We start from the raw sequence: 17,804 nt of genomic DNA, 5'->3' as shown, positions 1-17,804 counted from the left end.
CCGACGGATCCAGATGCCTCCGGCCCTAACGAGCCGGACAACAACAAGGGTCCACCAATGAGCAGCGGTCCGCACCACCCACCCCGCTACGACATGAATGTCGCTCTTGAAAAGCTCACGCCCAGAGCTGGCCCTCGAGGGCGTCCTCCGCTTCGGACAGAGTGCCGCCGTACGCGCCGGTCGACAGGTATTTCCAGCCACCGTCGGCGATCACGAACGCGACGTCGGCGCGCCGGCCGGCCTTGACCGCCTCGTGCGCGACGGCCAGCGCGGCGTGCAGGATCGCGCCACTGGAGAAGCCGGCGAAGATCCCCTCGACATCGATGAGCTGACGGGTACGCAGAACAGCGTCGCGCGTGCCGACCGAGAAGCGGCGGTTCAGCACCGTGGCGTCGTAGAGTTCCGGGACGTACCCCTCGTCGATGTTGCGCAGGCCGTAGACCAGTTCGCCGTACCGTGGCTCGGCGGCGATGATCTCGATGCCGTCGACCTTTTCCCTGAGGTAGCGGCCGGTGCCCATCAGCGTGCCGGTGGTGCCCAGCCCGGCCACGAAGTGCGTGATCGTCGGCAGGTCGCGCAGCAGCTCGGGCCCGGTGGTCTCGTAGTGCGCACGGGCGTTGGCCGGGTTGCCGTACTGGAAGAGCATGACCCAGTCGGGATGCTCGGCGGCGATCTGCTTGGCCGTGGCGACGGCCTGATTGGACCCGCCCGCGGCCGGCGAGAAGATGATCTCGGCGCCGTACATCCGGAGTATCTGGACGCGCTCGGACGAGACGTTCTCGGGCATCACGCAGACCAGGCGGTACCCGCGCAGCTTGGCCACCATGGCCAGCGAGATGCCGGTGTTGCCGCTGGTCGGCTCGAGGATGGTGTCGCCCGGACGGAGCCGGCCGGCCTCCTCGGCCTCGCGCACCATGAACAGCGCGGCGCGGTCCTTGATGCTGCCGGTCGGGTTGCGATCCTCCAGCTTGGCCCACAGCCGCACCGGCGGCGCCCCGTCGGGCACCGTCGGCGACAGGCGGGGCAGGCCGACCAGCGGCGTGCCCCCCGCGGCGTCAAGCAGGCTCTCGTAGCGAGCCATGCGAGCTAGCTCCCGTAGATGGCCGCGGCGGCGGCGAAGCCGAGCGCGCCACCGGCCACGGCCGGCAGGATGGTGATGGAGTCGCCGTCGGCGACCTTGGCCTCGAGCGAGCCGAGGAAGCGCACGTCCTCGTCGTTGACGTAGATGTTGACGAAGCGGTGCAGGCCACCCTCGGGGGTGATCAGCCGGCCCTTGAGCCCGTTGTGCTTGGCGTCGAGGTCGTCGATCAGGCCGGACAGTGTGGCGCCGGAACCCTCGACGACCTTCTGACCGCCGGTGTAGCTGCGCAGGATGGTAGGAACGCGAACTTCGATAGCCATTTCGGTGATGCTCCTAGAAAGAGTTGCAGACGAGGTCGGGAGTGGGCCGCTTGCTCAGCGACAGCGACACTCGTAGAAGACCGACGCCGGGGTCTGCCCGAACATGTACGTCTGCACCATCACACTTCTACCGTCGCATCCACGATGTTGACCTCTTCCTCGGTCACCACACCGTCCACGATACGGAACGAGCGAATCTCCTCAACGTCAGGCTCACGTGTCGAGACGAGGAGGTAATGTGCGCCGGGCTCGCCGGCGAAGGAGATGTCGGTCCGCGACGGATAGGCCTCGGTGGCCGTGTGCGAGTGGTAGATGACGACCGGTTCCTCGTCGTTGTCGTCCATTTCGCGCCAGACCCGCAACTGTTCCATCGAGTCGAACTCGTAGAAGGTCATCGAGCGGGCGGCATTGTCCATCGCGATGTGCCGGGTCGGCAGGTCGCTCCCGATCGGGCCGGCGACGACACCACAGGCCTCGTCGGGGTGGTCCCGGCGGGCGTGGGCGACGATCGCCTGGACGATCGAGCTGTCGATGGTGAGCACGCCCTTCACATTACCGGCAGCTTTTGCATGATCAGGCGTGGCCGTGGCCACAGCTCAGTCGATCTCGGGCAGGGAATTCAGCAGCGATTCCTGCAGATAGCCCAGGTACGCGTACACGGAGAGCTGGAAGACCCGGCTCGAGGCGGGGTCGTGCAGGACGGCGTCGTCGAGTTCGTCGCCCAGGTCGGTGTCGGCCGCGATGTCGAGCCGGGTGCCCATGGCCAGCCGCGCGTCGTTGATCGCCCGCAGCCAGGCCTCGGCGGTCTCGGCGTCCAGGCGGACCTCACCCGGCCCGTCGTCGGGGAGCGCGGCCAGAATCGCGCCGGCCTGGTCGATCTTGCCGGTCTTGAGCTCGCCCTCGGTGTATTGCCGGAACTCGGCCGAATCCTCGGGGAGGTCGGGATAGATGTCGGGGAAGAGCCGGTCGACCACCGGATCGCCGCGGTCGAAGCCGTCGGTGAGCAGGTCGACGACCTCACCGGCGACCTTGCGGAGCACCCGCACCTCGTCGATGGCGAACGCGGCCACGCACTCGCTGCCGCTGCGTCGGAACATGCCTCAATCCACCCTCACGCCCGGTCGACCGTCGCCCACAGACCGTATCCGTGCAACTGCGACGCGTCCAATTCCATCCGCTCGCGGGCGCCGGTGGAAACCACGGCCTTGCCCTTGTTGTGCACGTCCAGCATGAGTTTCTCGGCCTTCTCCCGGCTGTAGCCGAACTGCTTCTGGAAAACCCAGGTCACGTACGACATCAGGTTGACCGGATCATCCCAGACGATGGTCACCCAGGGCCGGTCGTCAGCTGGTGTCTCCTCGATCTCCGGTGTCTCGACGGGAGCGACCTGGGGCAGCGCCATGCCCACCATCGTGCCACCGGAACGGCGCAACCGTGGAATGGGAACCCTCAATCGCAGGTCACGAACCGATCTCCGGACACAATTGGCAGAGGTACTGGTAGTGACACAACCGTGACGGATCTCGATATGCTGCCCTCCGTGGGCAACTGGGACTTCGTCGGGCGGACCGGCGACTTGGACCGGTTCATCCGAGCCGCGGACAATGCATCCTCCAGTCACGAACCGAGGGGCTTGATCCTCTGTGGCGATCCCGGCATCGGCAAGAGCCGGCTCCTCTGCGAGGCGACAAAGGCTCTACCGGCCGAGGAGTACGCGGTCTTCTCCGCCTCGGCCACCATCGGCGCCACCGGTCTGCCCTTCGGCAGCCTGGCCCAGGTGCTCCCGCCCGACCCGCCGGCCGGGCTGTCCGCGCCCGGGCTGCTGCGCTGGGCCGCCGACGCGCTGCGGACCGACGCCGGCGGGCTGCGGCTGGTGCTCGCCATCGACGACGTGCACCTGCTCGACCGCACCTCGGCCGCGCTGGTGCACCTGCTCGTCCGGGAGGGCGCCACGCTGCTGGGCACCCGGCGCACCGGTGAGCCGGCGCCCGCCCCGATCGCCGCGCTGTGGACCGAGGGACTGGTCTCGCACGCCGACCTGCTGCCGCTGAGCACCGAGGAGTCGCGCGAGCTGCTGGCCACCATGCTCGGCGGGCCGCTGGAGACCGGTTCGGCGCAACGGCTGGCCCGGTTCGCCGGCGGCAACCCGCTGCTGCTGCGCGAGCTGGTGATGGCGGCACGGCAAGGTGGCGAGATCTCCCGCTCGTACGGCATGTGGTGCTGGACCGGGAAACTCACCCTGGCCCCGAGCCTGGCCGATCTGATCGACGCCCGCATCGGCGGGCTCACCCCCGGCGTCCGCGACGTGCTCGACCTGGTCGCCTTCGGCGAGCCGATCGGCCTGCACCTGGTCATCCGGGGCTGCGTGCCGGCCGACGTCGAGGCGGCCGAGGAGCGTGGGCTGATCCGGGTCTACTCCGACGGGCGCCGCCGCGACGTCCGGCTGGCCCATCCGCTCTACGGCGAGGTGGTCCGCCAGCACAGCCCGGCCACCCGGTCCCGCCGCCTGCACGCCACACTGGCCGACCTGGTCGAGGGCACCGGCGCACGACGCCGCGACGACCTGCTCCGGGTGGCGGTGTGGCGGCTCGACTCGGGCACCGCCCAGGACGGCCGGCTGCTGCTGGACGCGGCCGTGCAGGCGTTCGGCCGGTTCGACCTCGGGCTGGCCCAGCGGCTGGCCTCGGCCGCCTGGGCCAACGGCGCCGGCTACGACGCGGCCGAGCTTTTGGCCACGGTGCTGCTCTTCGCCGACCGGCCGGACGAGGCGGTCGCCGCGCTCGACCAGGCCGCCGACGGGCCGCCCGCGCGCCGGCTGATCGCCCGGGCCACCGTCGGCTTCTGGGGCTTGGGCCGGGCCGAGACCGCCGACGAGCTGACCTTGGCCCGGATCGACGACCCGGCCGACCGGGCCCGGGCCCGCGCCGTCGAGTCGCTCATGCGCATGCAGCTGCTGCAGCTGCGGCAGGCCCGCCTGCTGGCCGCCCAGGTGCTCGCCGACGACGCGGCCACCGCCCCGGCCAAAGAGATGGCCCGCTGTGTGCTGGCCTTCCTGACCGCCGCCGGTGGCGACCCGGCGGCCAGTGCCGGGCTGCTGGCCGACGTGGCCGCCGGCAGCGGCGCCTGGCGGCGGGACAACCCCACCCTGCAGTACGTCCTGCCGATGGCCCTGGGTACCCGGGTGGCGGTCGCGCTGGACCTGCCGGCGATCGACCGGATCCTCACCGACGAGTTCGCCGACCTGGTCCAGACCGGCGGCTTCGGGGTCGGCTCGGCCTGGGTGTCGCTGCTGCAGGCGCAGGCGGCGTGGCTGCGCGGGCGGACCGACGTGGCCCTGGCGGCGTGCGAGCAGGCCTGTGCGGCGGTGGCGTCGAACCGGCTCTACGACGGCAACACGCACGCCTACCGGGCGCATGTGGCCGCGCTGCGCGGCGAGCCCGAGGTGGCCCGGGAGGCGCTGGCCATGGCCGACCGGGCGCCGGGTTCGTGCAACGGCCCCGACTACCCCTGGCTGACCCGCTGCCGGGCCTGGGTGGCGGCCTGCACCGGCGACCTGATCGGGGCCGTACGCCTGCTCCAGGATCTGGTCCAGCGGCTGCGGGTCGACGGGTTCGCCGGGCACGAACTGCTCGCCCTGCACGACCTGGTCCGGCTGGGCCGCCCCGAGCTGGCCGCCGACCGGATGACGGCGCTGCTCGGCGCGGTGCCCGGCGGCCCGGTGGCGCCGCTGCTGCTGCGGCACGCCCGGGCCGCGGCCGACTCCTCGGCCGAGGGGCTGCTGGCCATCGCCCGCGACTTCCAGGCCCGCGGCTACCTGACCTACGCGGCCGAGGCGGCGGCCACCGCGGTACGGCTGTTCCGGACCGCCCGCGACCCGCAGGCTCTGGCCGCGTCCACGCTGCTCGGCGACGTGCTGGCCCGGTGCGACGTGCTGCGGACGCCGGCCCTGCGCACGGTTCAGCCGGCCCTGACCACCCGCGAACGGCAGGTGGCGGAACTGGCCGCCGACGGTGCGAAGAGCCGGGAGATCGCCGACCAGCTCTTCCTGTCGCCGCGTACGGTCGAGAACCACCTGCAGCGGGTCTACGCCAAGCTGGGCGTCAACGGCCGGGTCGAGCTCGCCCCCGCGCTTCGATCTCTGCCGCAATAGGGTGGGTCGGTGACTGAACTAGCCCCCGCCCTGCTCACCGACCAGTACGAGCTGACCATGGTCAGTGCCGCCCTGCGCGACGGCACCGCCAACCGGCACAGCGTGTTCGAGGTGTTCGCGCGGCGGTTGCCGACCGGCCGGCGGTACGGCGTGGTCGCCGGCACCGGGCGACTGCTGGAGCTGATCCGCGACTTCCGGTTCGGCCCCGAGCAGCTCGACTTCCTGCGGTCGGCGCGGATCGTCGACGAGGACACGCTGGCCTGGCTGCGCGACTTCCGGTTCACCGGCGACATCGACGGCTACGCCGAGGGTGAGCTGTTCTTCCCCGGATCGCCCATTCTGACGGTTTCCGGCACGTTCGCCGAGTGCGTGCTGCTCGAGACGCTGATCCTGTCGGTGCTCAACCACGACAGCGCGATCGCGGCCGCGGCGGCCCGCATGGTCACCGCCGCGCGCGGGCGTCCGATCATCGAGATGGGTTCGCGGCGTACGCACGAGAGCAGCGCCGTGGCCGCGGCCCGGGCGGCGTACCTGGCCGGGTTCGCCAGCACCTCCAACCTGGCCGCGGGCGGGCGCTACGGCATTCCGACCACGGGCACCTCGGCGCACGCGTTCACGCTGCTGCACGACGACGAGCTGACCGCCTTCCAGTCTCAGGTGGCCGCGCTCGGCAAGAACACGACGCTGCTGGTCGACACGTACGACATCGCCCAGGGCATCCGCAACGCGATAGCGGTGGCCGGCCCCGACCTGCGGGCCGTCCGGATCGACTCGGGTGACCTGTCGGTGCTGGCCCAGCACTCGCGTGAGCTGCTCGACTCGCTCGGCGCCACCGAGACCAAGATCATTGTCTCGGGTGACATGGACGAGTACTCGATCGCCGCGCTCGCCGCCGAACCGGTCGACATCTACGGCGCCGGAACGGCCGTGGTCACCGGGTCCGGGGCACCGACCGCCGGGCTGGTCTACAAGCTGGTCGAGGTCGAGGGCCGCCCGGTGGTCAAGCGGTCGGAGAACAAGGCCACGGTCGGTGGGCGCAAGACCGCGGTACGGCGCCACAAGCCGACGGGTACGGCCACCGAGGAGATCGTCGTTCCGCAGGGCGTACCCGATCACGAGTCGAACGACCGCCTGCTCCAGCGCTCGTTCGTGGCCGGCGGCGAGATCCAGCCCGCCGCCGCCCTGGCCGAGGGGCGCGAGCATCTGCGTCAATGCCTCATCTCCATCCCGTGGGAGGGCCTTAAGCTCTCCGCGGGCGACCCCGCCATCCCGGTCACGATCGCCTGAAGGAGGTTGTCATGACCCGCGCGCTGATCATCGTCGACGTGCAGAACGACTTCTGTGAGGGCGGCTCGCTGGCCGTGGCCGGTGGTGCGGCCGTGGCCCGGGGGATCAGCCTGGTGCTGGACCGCGCCGGCGACCGCTGGGATCACGTGGTCGCGACCAAGGACTACCACATCGATCCCGGCGCCCACTTCAGCGAGCACCCCGACTTCGTCGACTCGTGGCCGGCCCACTGCGTGGTCGGCACGGCCGGCTCCGACTTCCATCCCGAGCTGACCCGGGACCGCATCGAGGCGGTCTTCGAGAAGGGTGCGCACGCCGCGGCCTACTCCGGCTTCGAGGGTGTCTCGGCTGACGGCGCCGGCCTGGCCGACTGGTTGCGCGCGCGGGCGGTGACCGAGGTCGAGGTGGTCGGCATCGCGACGGATCATTGTGTACGCGCGACAGCGCTCGACGCCGCGGCCTCCGGTTTCGCCACCACCGTGCTGCTGGAACTGACCGCCGGCGTGGCCCGCGCCTCGACCGACGCCGCCCTCGCGCAGTTCGCCGCCGCCTCGGTGGCCACGACCGGCACGCCGGTCGTCGACGCCACGTGATCCGCGTCAACTGACTCGAAACTTGTCGTACCGAGCGGCGAGGATGTCAGACGGAGGTTAGGACCGTCATGACACTCACGCCTTACCGCGAGACCCTCGCCCTGCGCGGCATCAAGTCGCTGCTGGTGGTGGCCACGCTGGCCCGCGTCCCGATCGCCGCGGGCACGGTGACGCTCACCCTGCACGTGGTGCAGGATCTCGGGCTGGGCTACTTCCTGGCCGGCCTGGCCGGCACGGCGTGCACGCTCGGCGGCTCGCTCGGCGCACCGGTGATGGGCCGCATCACCGACCGGCGCGGGCTACGCCCGGTGCTGGTGTTCACCACGGTGGCCGAGTGCCTGTTCTGGTTCTCGGCGCCCTCCCTGCCGTACTGGGCCCTGCTGATCGCCGCGGTGTTCGGCGGTTTCTTCGCCCTGCCGGCGTTCGCCGTGGCCCGCCAGTCGATCGCCGCGCTGGCCCCCGAGTCGCACCGGTTGCCCGCGTTCGCCCTCGACTCGATCACCACCGAGCTGAGCTTCATGGCCGGTCCGGCCCTGGGCGTCCTGATCGCCACCACCGCCGGCGGCCACGTCGGCATGTACGCGGTCGGCACCGGCATCCTCGTCTCCGGGGCCGGCCTGTTCCTGCTCAACCCGCCGATCCGCGCCCACGACGAGGCGCCCCCGTCGGCCGAGGCGGCGCGGGTGCCGCGCAGCCAGTGGCTGACCCCGCGCCTGATCGGCATCCTGGCCATCACCATGGCGACCACCCTGGTGCTGAGCGGCACCGACGTGTCGGTGGTGGCGGTGCTGCGCGAGTCCGGCGAGATCACCTGGACCGGCGCGGTCCTCGGCACCTGGGCGGCATATTCGCTGCTGGGCGGCTTCCTCTACGGCACGGTCCGGCGGGGCCTGCCGCCGCTGCTGCTGTTCGGCCCGATGGCCCTGTTGACCATTCCGGTCGGCCTCGGCGGCGGCCACTGGTGGCTGCTGGCCCTGCTGATCCTGCCGGCCGGCGCCCTGTGCGCTCCCACCATCACGGCCACGGCCGACGCGGTCAGCCGGATGATCCCGGCCGCGGCCCGGGGCGAGGCGCTGGGCTGGCACAACTCGGCCCTGACGGTCGGCGTGGCCCTGGGCGCCCCACTGGCCGGCGTGGTCATGGACTGGCAGTCCCCGCCGTGGGGTTTCGCCGCCGTCGGCTCGGTCGGCGCCCTGGTCGCCCTGGCCGTCCTGCCGGCCGAGCTGCGCCGCCGCCGGGCCGCCGCCGCGGCTCCCGTCTCCCCCGCGCCCGTTCCCATCCACTGATCAGGCTTCACCGGTCCGGCTCAACCGCCGGCAGCCTCGTCCAGGCCTGGGCCGCCATGCCGCTTTCCGCGCCCGCTCCCATCCACTGACCAGGCTTCACCGGTCCGGCTCAACTGCCGCTTTCCGTGCCCGCTCCCATCCACTGACCAGGCTTCACCGGTCCGGCTCAAACCGCCTCTTTCCGTGCCGATGAGGCTTACATGAGGCATCACCGCGTGGCCGGTGCCGTGGCGGTCCTGGTCGCCGTGGCGCTGGCGGGCCAGGCGGTGGTCCTGACCCGGCCCGAGATGCAGAATGCAGTGACCGCGGCCACGATGACCGTGCTCGACCTGCTCGGAGCCGTGGTGAGCCTGCTCGCCGCCCGGGACAGCGTGCACCGGCGGGCCTGGCAGCTCGCCGCCGCGGCCCGGTTCTCGTCGGGCGTCGCCGACCTCCTGCTGGCGATCAACCCGGTACCGGGGCCGCCGGGCTGGTGGGTCGGCGCGGCGGCGGCCATGCTCACGTACCCGCTGCTGGCCCTGGCCGCGGTCAGCTTCCCGGCCGCGCACCTGATGGATCGGCAGCGGTGGGCGCTGACCGGCGAGGCGGTCGCGGTGCTGGGCTGCGGCTTCATGTTCGTCTGGCATTTCACGCTGCAGCCGCACCTGGAGGCCGGCGTGACCGCGCAGACGGCGCTGATGAAGGTCGGCTTCCCGATCGGCGACCTGCTCCTGCTCATCGGCATCAGCGCCTACCTGCTGCGCGGCGGGGTGCGCGAGTCCTCGCTGTCGTCCTCGCTGCTGGTCGCCGGCATGGGCGGCTACCTGGTGTCGGACAGCATCTTCAACGCCATCGGGGACGACGGCAACTACGCCACCGGGCCGCTGCTGGCCACGTTGACCTTCGTCGGCGCCCTGCTCCTGATGACCGTCGCGGCCGTGCTGGAGAACTCGGCGACCCGGCGGAGCTCCGGGGACGTGCCTCTCACCGGCGCGCTGCTGTCACCGTGGCTCGCCTATTTCCCGTACGCCGCGGTCGGCGCCGGCCTCGTCCTGATGATCACCGTCACCCTCGAAGGCGAGAACCTGCTGAAGTGGGGCGGGATGGTCCTCGGCCTGGTGGTGATGGCCGGCGGGGTCGCGGTCCGGCAGCTGGTGTCGATGCGCGACAGCCGCCAGTCCCAGATCACCGACCACCTCACCGGCCTGGCCAACCGGGTCGGCCTGCAGCAGGTTCTCGACCGCTGCCTGCGGCGCGGCGAGCACGTCGCGGTGCTGGCGATCGACCTCGACGGTTTCAAGAGCGTCAACGACACGTACGGGCACTTCGCCGGCGATCTCGTCCTGATGGAGTTCGCCCAGGTGCTGCGCGGCTCGGTCCGCGCCGGTGATCTCGCCGCGCGGGTCGGCGGCGACGAGTTCCTGGTCCTGGCTCGCGACCTGGGCCGGCCCGAGGACGCCCGCGCGATAGCCGACCGGATCCAGAGCGCCGCGCACGCCCGGCCGGTCCGCGTCGGCGCCGACACCATCGTCCACCGGTGCAGCATCGGGGTGGCCGTCGACGCACCCGACGACAGCGGCGACCTGGTCCTGCGCCACTCCGACATGGCCATGTACCACGCCAAGCGGGCCGGCAACCACGGCGTCGCCGTCTACCACCCGGGGATGATCGACCGCCGCGGCGACGACACCACGCTCAGCAACGACCTGGAGAACGCGGTCGCCAGCGGCCAGTTGCGGGTCCTCTTCCAGCCCATGATCGATCTGGCCTCCGGGCGCCCGGTCGGTGCCGAAGCCCTGGTCCGCTGGCACCACCCCACCCGCGGGCTGGTCAGCCCGCTCGACTTCATCCCGCTGGCCGAGCGCACCGGCACCATCAACGGCATCGGCCGGTACGTGCTGGAGCAGGCCTGCCGCGAGGTGCGGGCCTGGCAGCAGACCACCCCGCACCTGTACGCCTCGGTCAACCTGTCGCCGCGCCAGCTGCAGGACAGCGCCCTGGTCGGCGATGTGCTGGGGGTGCTCGAGCGAACCGGGCTGGCCCCGAAGGACCTGGTTCTGGAGATCACCGAGTCGGCCATCATCGACGAGCGGGTGGCGATTCCCGCCCTGACCGAGTTGCGCGCCCACGGCGTCCGTGTCGCGATCGACGACTTCGGCACCGGCTACTCGTCACTGCAGTACCTCGCGCGCCTTCCCGTCGACATCCTCAAGATCGACCGCAGTTTCGTGGCCGAACTGGACGGGACCAGCCAGGGCTCGGCCATCACCGAGGCGGTGATCCGGCTGAGCCAGGTGCTGCATCTGACCACCGTGGCCGAGGGCATCGAGACGTCGGCCCAGGCCGCGGAGCTGGCCATGCTGGGCTGCGACATCGGCCAGGGCTACCTGTTCGCCAAGCCGGTGAGCGCCACCGAGGCGGCCGAGCTGGTCACTGCCCAGGACTGGTCGTTCCGCTGATCAGGGCTTCACGGCGATCAGGTACGCCTGAGGCGCCGGGTCGGGACCTTGGCTCTCGTGCACCGCGCGTACCCACATCTCGAAGCCGGCCGCCCGCAGCAGCCCGACCACCTCATCGGGCTGCAGCCGGTACCAGTCGATTCCGACGGCGTGCCCGTTGAAGTCCTCCCGCCGCCCCTGCTCGTCCCCCACCTGGAAGACGAGCATGACCAGCCCGCCCGGCGCCAGCACCCGGAAGAACTCGGCCAGCACTCCCGCCCGCTCCGCCCGAGGCACATGGATGATCGAGTAGGCCGACAGCACCCCACCGAGCGAGCCGTCGGCCCGTCCCAGGTCGCTCATCGAACCCACCTCGAATGGAACCCCCGGGTGGTTCCGCCGGGCCAGGGCAACCATCCCCGGCGCCAGATCCAGCCCGTAGGCGTCCAGCCCCCGCTCGCGTAGAACCGCGGTGTGCTCGCCCGGTCCACAGCCGACATCGGCGACTGTCCGATCAGCGCCGGTCAGGATCCGATCCGCGAAGATCCCGATAAGCGCCCGCTCGACCGTCAGCCGCCCCTCCCCCGGCGGCGCCGCGGCGTAGTCGGCCGCGATCCGGCTGTAGGAGTCACGCATGTTGTCCAGATCCACGATCCGCGACCCTAGCGCGGTGGCGATCGAGCGGCGTGATCCCCGCCCGTCTTCTCGGCCCGCGCAACCATCCCCCTCTCCGCCCGCGCAGCCAGCGCCTTCTCCGCCCGCGCAGCCAGCGCCCTCCTCCACGCCGCGACCAGCTCCCTTGGAGAGCGCGGCGGCCCGCCGATCCCGGCGGGCCGCTGTGGCGCTCACGGACGGATCAGCACTCCCAGAAGATCAACTTGAAGCCGTTCCGGATCGCCGGCGCATGCGACTTGAGATCGAGGCGCGGCCTCGCCGGCGTCGGTGATCCGCAGCCGCCCCGCCGGGCCGCGGGTGAGTCATCCGCGCTCCACCAGCGTCTCGGCTTCGGCGTCCAGGTCGTCCTCGGTGCGGAGGTAGGAGCTCATCGCCATCCGGAGCTCGGGAACGGTCAGCCCGCCGCCGCCGTCCGGCCCGAGTTCGCTCGGCGAGAGGTTGCGGAGCAGCCAGAACTGAGGCTGGGTGAAGCCGAGCTCGGCGTGCCGGGCCTTGACCGGCGACGACCGGCGACACGGAAACGGCCCGCCTGTCCCGGCGGGCCGTTCGTTGATCGGTGGGTGTTACTTGGTGTCGACGTTGCCGCTGACGTCTTCCTGGTAGGTCGCGCCGCCGTCGGACTCGCTGGTCAGCGGGCGGGCACCGCCCTCCGGCGGGCCGGCCAGCTGAGCGCCGGCGGCCAGCTCGGGGAACTTCGCGTCGAAGGCCGGCCGCTCGGAGCGGATGCGCGGCATGCGGTCGAAGTTGCGCAGTGGAGGCGGGCACGACGTGGCCCACTCCAGCGAGTTGCCGTGGCCCCACGGGTCGTCGACGGTGACGAGCTCACCGACCTTGTACGACTTCCACACGTTGTAGATGAACGGCAGGGTCGACGCGCCGAGCACGAAGCTGCCGATGGTCGAGAACGTGTTCAGGAACGTGAAGCCGTCCGAGGCCAGGTAGTCGGCGTACCGCCGGGGCATGCCCTCGGTGCCCAGCCAGTGCTGCACCAGGAACGTGGCGTGGAACCCGATGAAGGTCAGCCAGAAGTGGACCTTGCCGAGCCGGTCGTCGAGCATCCGGCCGAACATCTTCGGGAACCAGAAGTAGATGCCGGCGAACACCGCGAACACGATCGTGCCGAACAGCACGTAGTGGAAGTGCGCGATGACGAAGTAGGAATCCGACACGTGGAAGTCGATCGGCGGGGCGGCGAGCAGCACGCCCGAGAGGCCACCGAAGAGGAATGTCACCAGGAAGCCGATGGCGAACATCATCGGGGTCTCGAAGCTGATCTGGCCGCGCCACATTGTGCCGATCCAGACGAAGAACTTCATGCCGGTGGGTACGGCGATGAGGAAGCTCAGGAAGCTGAAGAACGGCAGCAGAACCTGGCCGGTGACGAACATGTGGTGCGCCCACACGCTCATCGACAGCGCCGCGATCAGCAGGGTCGCCGACACCAGGCCCTTGTAGCCGAACACCGGCTTGCGGCTGAACACCGGGATGACCTCGGTGATGATGCCGAAGAACGGCAGCGCCACGATGTACACCTCGGGGTGCCCGAAGAACCAGAAGAGGTGCTGCCACAGCATGGGCCCGCCGGTGTTCACGTTGAACACCTGCGCGCCGAGCACACGGTCGGCGGCGAGCGCGAACAGAGCGGCCGCGAAGAACGGGAACACCAGGACCACGAGCAGGCTGGTGACCAGGATGTTCCACGTCATGATCGGCATCCGGAACATGGTCATGCCGGGGGCGCGCAGCGTCAGGATCGTGGTGATCATGTTGACGCCACCGAGGATGGTGCCGAGACCGGACAGCGCCAGGCCGACCACCCACATGTTGCCGCCGATGCCGGGCGAGTGCAGGCCGTCGCTGAGCGGCGTGTACGCGAACCAGCCGAAGTCGGCGGCGCCACCGGGAGTCAGGAAGCCCCCGATCGCGATCAGCCCGCCGAACAGGTAAAGCCAGTACGCGAACGAGTTCAGCCGCGGGAACGAGACGTCAGGGGCACCGATCTGGATCGGCACCACGAAGTTCGCGAAGGCGAACACGATCGGCGTCGCGAAGAACAGCAGCATGATCGTGCCGTGCATGGTGAACAGCTGGTTGTACTGCTCGGGCGACAGGAACTGCATGCCGGGACGGGCCAGCTCGGCGCGCATCAGCAGCGCCATGAGGCCGCCCAGCAGGAAGAACACGAAGGCCGTGATCATGTACATGATCCCGATCTGCTTCGCGTCCGTCGTGCGCAGGATCCGCGCGATCGCCGAACCCTTGACCTGGGGTCGGACCGGCCAGGGCCGGGTCACGATCGGCTTAGGCGCGACGGTCGTCACGAATAGCCTCCGGTGTCTCGTTCGTCCCTCTCAGTACGCCAGAAGGAAAAGGCGTGCCTCGCAGGCAGAATAGTCCCCCGGTCGGGGTTCACGGGCGGGGGGTGACCAAACCCGGCGGCGGTGTCACACGGGCCGCGCGAGCTCCCGGTACTGATCAGCGAAGATCGCCTGGCCGCGGCTGCGGAGCATCGGGTCGCGCTCCCCCGGCGACACGTCCCGGGTCTCGTCGCGCTCCCGGGTACGGGTGCGTACCTGCTCACAGCGCGGGCGGCGACGGACCTCGTACGCGGCCAGCGCGCCCGGGATGTCGTCGGGCCGGGCCCGCAGCACCTCGCCGAGCACCACGGCGTCCTCGAACGACATGGCCGCGCCCTGGGCCAGCGTCGGCGCGGTGGCGTGCGCGGCGTCGCCGACCAGCATCACCGGGCCCTTCGACCACCGGTCGAGCACCACCTCGTCGGTGCGGGCGACCTGCACCTTCTCGACCGCGTCGAGGATCGCCGGCACCGGGCCACCGAACCCGGCGAACAACTCGCGGAGCCGGGCCAGTGGATCGTCCGGGTTGGGCGTGCCGGGCTCGGGCGTCTCGTCGGCGTAGCAGTACAGCCGGCGGCTGCCCATCGGCATCACGGTGAACGAGGAACGCTCGCCGAGCAGGACGGTCGAGTCGCTGAGCTGCGGGCCGCCGTTGACCACGCTGCGGTAGACGATCTGACCGGTCGGCGTGGCCGGGCCGCCCAGCCCGGCCTTGGCCCGGACCGTGGAGCGCCGCCCGTCGGCTCCGATGACCAGGTCGTACTCGGCGATCCGGCCGCCCGAGAACTCGACCTTGGCCGCGCCGTCGACGATCTGGATGTCGGTGACCGCGGTGTCGTAGCGAACCTCGCCGCCGACTCCGGTGAGCAGCACCTGCTGCAGGTCGGCGCGGGCCAGCGCCCGGGACTCGCCGACCCCGGCCCAGAGCGCGGCCACGTCGAGTTCGAAGAGTCTGGTCCCGTCGGCCTGGCAGAAGACCTGCCGGAAGATCAGGTCGCCGAGCGGCCGCAGCGGCGCGTCGAGGCCCAGCACGCGCAGCGCGCGGGTGGCGTTGCCGGGCAGGAAGATCCCGGCGCCGGGCAGCATCGAAGCGGGCAGCTCCTCGACCACGTCGGGCCGGAAGCCGGCGACCCGCAGGCCCCTGGCCGCGGCAAGACCGGCGATCCCGGCACCCACGACGAGGATGCGCATGGTCATCGGAGCAACGCCTCCGAGGGGAGATGGACACGCGTCGGAGCCAAGACACTACCCGCCGCCACCAACGCGCGGAACCCGTGATCATGTCGGCGTCCGATTTGTTCAAGACGGACCGGTGACAACGCTCGTAGCGTCTCCCGCATGGCACCTACTTTCAACGCGATCGGCCTGGCCGCCGCCGACATGGCGACGACGCTGGCTTTCTACCGTGCGCTCGGCCTCGACATCCCGGCCGAGCAGGACACCGCACCGCACGCCGAGGCTGTATTACCCGGTGGCATCCGGCTGATGTTCGATTCGTACGCCTCCCTCGAAGAACTTGATCCGGATTGGACACCTGGCCCGGAGGGCGCCGGCGGCCTGGCCTTTCTCTGTGACGTTCCGGCCGAGGTGGACGAAGTGCACGCCGGCCTGGTCAAGGCCGGCTACGCGAGCCACAAGGAGCCGTGGGACGCACCCTGGGGTCAGCGGTACGCCCAGATCAAGGACCCGGACGGCCGCGTGGTCGACCTGTTCGCCTGGATCAGGTGACCCGGACCGCGAGGCCGTTGTCACGTGACCGGAGCTGACCGCGAAGGCGCGTCACGTGACCAGGGTGCGCAGCGGCACACCGGCCAGTGCGCACACGTCGCGCGACAGGTGCGCCTGGTCGGCGTAGCCCGCGAGCGCGGCCACCGAGGCGAACGGCGTGCCGCCCCGGGCCAGGGCGAGCGCCCGCTGCATGCGCAGGATCCGGGTCAGCGTCTTGGGCCCGTACCCGAAAGCGGTCTTGACCCGGCGCTGCAGATGCCGCGCGCTGAGGCCGAGCCGCCCGGCGATCGCGTCGACCGGCCACCCGGCCCACGCCCGGGCCGCGACCTCGACCAAAGCCGGGTCGGGGGCCCGCCAGCGCGCCATCGCAACCGCGCGTAACGCCTCGCCGGGCCGGTCGGAATCGGCGATCCGCCGCGCCTCGGCCGGCGACCACACCTGGTCGAGCGGGACCTGCCGGTCGGTCAGCTCGTCGGCCGGCACGCCCACCACCTGCGGGCCGGTGCCGGCGGCGAAGCGCAGCCCGAAGATCGGCCCGGGCGCGCGCTCGGGGTAGAGCTGCACGGCGGTGTCCGGGCCGGCGATGAAGACGTCACCGGCATGCCAGATCAGATCCATGCAGCCGTCGGGCAGCACGCGCGTCGTGCGGCCGCCCGGCGGGGTACGCGAACGCCAGGCGATCACATGCGGCAGACCGGCGGCGGGTCGTTCCGAGTACATGCTGGAACCTTCGCACAGGCGTACGACAAATTTCTCCCCCGGAGCGCCGGGCGGGAGAATGACAGCCGTGAGTGACCGCCTCGACGAGTACCGCCGCAAGCGCGACGCCAAGCGCACCCCCGAGCCGGTTCCCGAGGCGAAGCCGGCGCCGCGCGAGCGGGAGAACCGGTTCGTCATCCAGCAGCACCACGCCCGCGCGTTGCACTGGGACGTGCGGCTGGAACGCGACGGCGTGCTCGTTTCGTTCGCCGTCCCGCGTGGCCTCCCCCGCGACCAGAAGCGCAACAACCTGGCCAAACACACCGAGGACCACCCGCTGGAATACCTGGATTTCCACGGCGAGATCCCGGCCGGCGAGTACGGCGGCGGCCGGATGCTGATCCACGACACCGGCACCTACGAAACCGACAAATGGCGCTCGGACGAGATAAGTGTCACGTTCCGCGGCGAGCGCACCTCGGGCCGATACGTCTTCTTCCAGACCGACGGCAAGGACTGGATGGTCCGGCGGATGGACCCGCCGGAGCCCGGCTGGGAGAGCATGCCCGAGCTGATCGCGCCGATGACGGCTACGCGCGGGGCCGGGCTTCCGCCCGACGACACGGCCTGGGGGTACGAGCTGAGCTGGGCCGGGCGACGCACGATCGGGTACGTTTCCGGCGGCCGGCTCAAGCTGCTCGACGCGAGCGGCACGGACGTGACCTCGTGGTACCCGGAACTGCGCCCGCTCGGTGACGCGCTGGCGCCGACCGAGGTGGTGCTGGACGGCGAGATCGTGGCCTTCGACGGGACGGCGCCGTCACCGGCCCGGCTCGAGAAACGCACAGCGCCCAGGGACGCGGGTGCGGCCCGGCGGCAGTCCGAGCGGGCTCCGGTGCAGTTCCTGGCGTACGACCTGCTGTGGCTGGAGGGGCACGCCACGGTCGAGGCGGTCGGCTACGCCCAGCGGCGTGAGCTACTCGAAGGGCTGGGCGTGGCCGGCGACCACTGGCAGACGCCACCGTTCTTCCCCGGCGGCGGCGCCTTCGCGCTGGAGGCCGCCACGGCGCAAGGACTCTCGGCCGTGGTCGCGAAACGCCTCGATTCCCCGTACCTCCCCGGTCGGCGCAGCCGGCAGTGGCTCTTGATCTCCGCGTGATTTCCCTTCAGCCGCCACATGATCAGCCGATGACGAGAGGATTACGGAGGCG

15 protein-coding genes and 1 pseudogene are annotated in these 17,804 nt (G+C 71.1%); 7 read left to right on the top strand and 9 right to left on the bottom strand.

From position 1 onward, the window contains the following. Positions 1–115: 115 nt before the first annotated feature. The 5 genes and pseudogenes from ACGFIO_RS32445 to clpS all read right to left on the bottom strand — a co-directional run bounded on the left by ACGFIO_RS32445 (position 116) and on the right by clpS (position 2,803). A complete protein-coding gene (locus ACGFIO_RS32445; protein ID WP_392832028.1) occupies positions 116–1,081 on the bottom strand; it encodes a PLP-dependent cysteine synthase family protein in 966 nt (321 codons plus the stop codon). Positions 1,082–1,086: 5 nt separating this feature from the next. After that, positions 1,087–1,401, bottom strand: a complete 315-nt coding sequence (locus tag ACGFIO_RS32440) for a MoaD/ThiS family protein (protein WP_392832026.1) — start codon at positions 1,399–1,401, stop codon at positions 1,087–1,089. Positions 1,402–1,455: 54 nt separating this feature from the next. Next, a pseudogene (locus ACGFIO_RS32435) lies at positions 1,456–1,943 on the bottom strand (Mov34/MPN/PAD-1 family protein). Positions 1,944–1,997: 54 nt separating this feature from the next. Continuing rightward, a complete protein-coding gene (locus ACGFIO_RS32430; RefSeq protein WP_392832024.1) occupies positions 1,998–2,498 on the bottom strand; it encodes a DUF2017 domain-containing protein in 501 nt (166 codons plus the stop codon). 14 nt (positions 2,499–2,512) lie between these two features. Continuing rightward, complete coding sequence (clpS, locus tag ACGFIO_RS32425) at positions 2,513–2,803, bottom strand: ATP-dependent Clp protease adapter ClpS (protein WP_392832021.1); 291 nt, start codon at positions 2,801–2,803, stop codon at positions 2,513–2,515. A gap of 111 nt (positions 2,804–2,914) precedes the next feature. On the opposite strand from clpS, the gene ACGFIO_RS32420 reads away from it, so the two are divergent. The 5 genes from ACGFIO_RS32420 (at position 2,915) to ACGFIO_RS32400 (ending at position 11,155) form a co-directional block, all read left to right on the top strand. Beyond that, the gene (locus tag ACGFIO_RS32420) at positions 2,915–5,551 is read left to right on the top strand and encodes a LuxR C-terminal-related transcriptional regulator (RefSeq protein ID WP_392832019.1); all 2,637 of its coding nucleotides are present in this window, start codon (positions 2,915–2,917) and stop codon (positions 5,549–5,551) included. A 9-nt stretch (positions 5,552–5,560) separates the two neighbouring features. Continuing rightward, positions 5,561–6,838 (top strand): nicotinate phosphoribosyltransferase, encoded by a 1,278-nt coding sequence (locus ACGFIO_RS32415; RefSeq protein WP_392832016.1) that lies wholly within the window; start codon positions 5,561–5,563, stop codon positions 6,836–6,838. An 11-nt stretch (positions 6,839–6,849) separates the two neighbouring features. After that, entirely contained in the window at positions 6,850–7,431 is a 582-nt protein-coding gene (locus tag ACGFIO_RS32410; protein ID WP_392832013.1) for an isochorismatase family protein, read from the top strand. Positions 7,432–7,499: 68 nt separating this feature from the next. Then, positions 7,500–8,717: an MFS transporter gene (locus ACGFIO_RS32405; protein ID WP_392832010.1), complete on the top strand. Its 1,218-nt coding sequence runs from the start codon at positions 7,500–7,502 to the stop codon at positions 8,715–8,717. Between the two features lie 200 nt (positions 8,718–8,917). Beyond that, a complete protein-coding gene (locus ACGFIO_RS32400; RefSeq protein WP_392832007.1) occupies positions 8,918–11,155 on the top strand; it encodes a putative bifunctional diguanylate cyclase/phosphodiesterase in 2,238 nt (745 codons plus the stop codon). On the opposite strand, the gene ACGFIO_RS32395 is transcribed toward ACGFIO_RS32400, so the two are convergent. The 3 genes from ACGFIO_RS32395 to ACGFIO_RS32385 all read right to left on the bottom strand — a co-directional run bounded on the left by ACGFIO_RS32395 (position 11,156) and on the right by ACGFIO_RS32385 (position 15,363). After that, on the bottom strand, positions 11,156–11,785 hold the full coding sequence (locus ACGFIO_RS32395; protein WP_392832004.1) for a class I SAM-dependent DNA methyltransferase: 630 nt from the start codon (positions 11,783–11,785) through the stop codon (positions 11,156–11,158). It abuts the gene before it with no gap. 587 nt (positions 11,786–12,372) lie between these two features. Beyond that, positions 12,373–14,130, bottom strand: a complete 1,758-nt coding sequence (ctaD, locus tag ACGFIO_RS32390) for a cytochrome c oxidase subunit I (protein ID WP_392832001.1) — start codon at positions 14,128–14,130, stop codon at positions 12,373–12,375. Positions 14,131–14,253: 123 nt separating this feature from the next. Continuing rightward, entirely contained in the window at positions 14,254–15,363 is a 1,110-nt protein-coding gene (locus ACGFIO_RS32385; protein WP_392831999.1) for an FAD-dependent monooxygenase, read from the bottom strand. Positions 15,364–15,504: 141 nt separating this feature from the next. Here ACGFIO_RS32385 and ACGFIO_RS32380 point away from each other — a divergent pair, with 141 nt between their 5' ends. Next, positions 15,505–15,894, top strand: coding sequence for a VOC family protein (locus ACGFIO_RS32380; protein WP_392831996.1), 390 nt, complete (start codon positions 15,505–15,507; stop codon positions 15,892–15,894). A 51-nt stretch (positions 15,895–15,945) separates the two neighbouring features. Here ACGFIO_RS32380 and ACGFIO_RS32375 read toward each other — a convergent pair whose 3' ends face one another. Further along, complete coding sequence (locus ACGFIO_RS32375) at positions 15,946–16,614, bottom strand: helix-turn-helix domain-containing protein (RefSeq protein WP_392831993.1); 669 nt, start codon at positions 16,612–16,614, stop codon at positions 15,946–15,948. A gap of 67 nt (positions 16,615–16,681) precedes the next feature. Between ACGFIO_RS32375 and ACGFIO_RS32370 the strand changes: the two genes are divergently transcribed. Continuing rightward, positions 16,682–17,752, top strand: a complete 1,071-nt coding sequence (locus ACGFIO_RS32370; RefSeq protein ID WP_392831990.1) for a DNA polymerase ligase N-terminal domain-containing protein — start codon at positions 16,682–16,684, stop codon at positions 17,750–17,752. Positions 17,753–17,804: the final 52 nt, after the last annotated feature.

Origin of the sequence: Actinoplanes sp. NPDC049265 (assembly GCF_043197135.1) — a bacterium.
Taxonomy (GTDB): Bacteria; Actinomycetota; Actinomycetes; order Mycobacteriales; family Micromonosporaceae; genus Actinoplanes.
The sequence above is the reverse complement of the archived record's forward strand: the minus strand, read 5'-3'. Positions and strand labels throughout refer to the sequence as shown.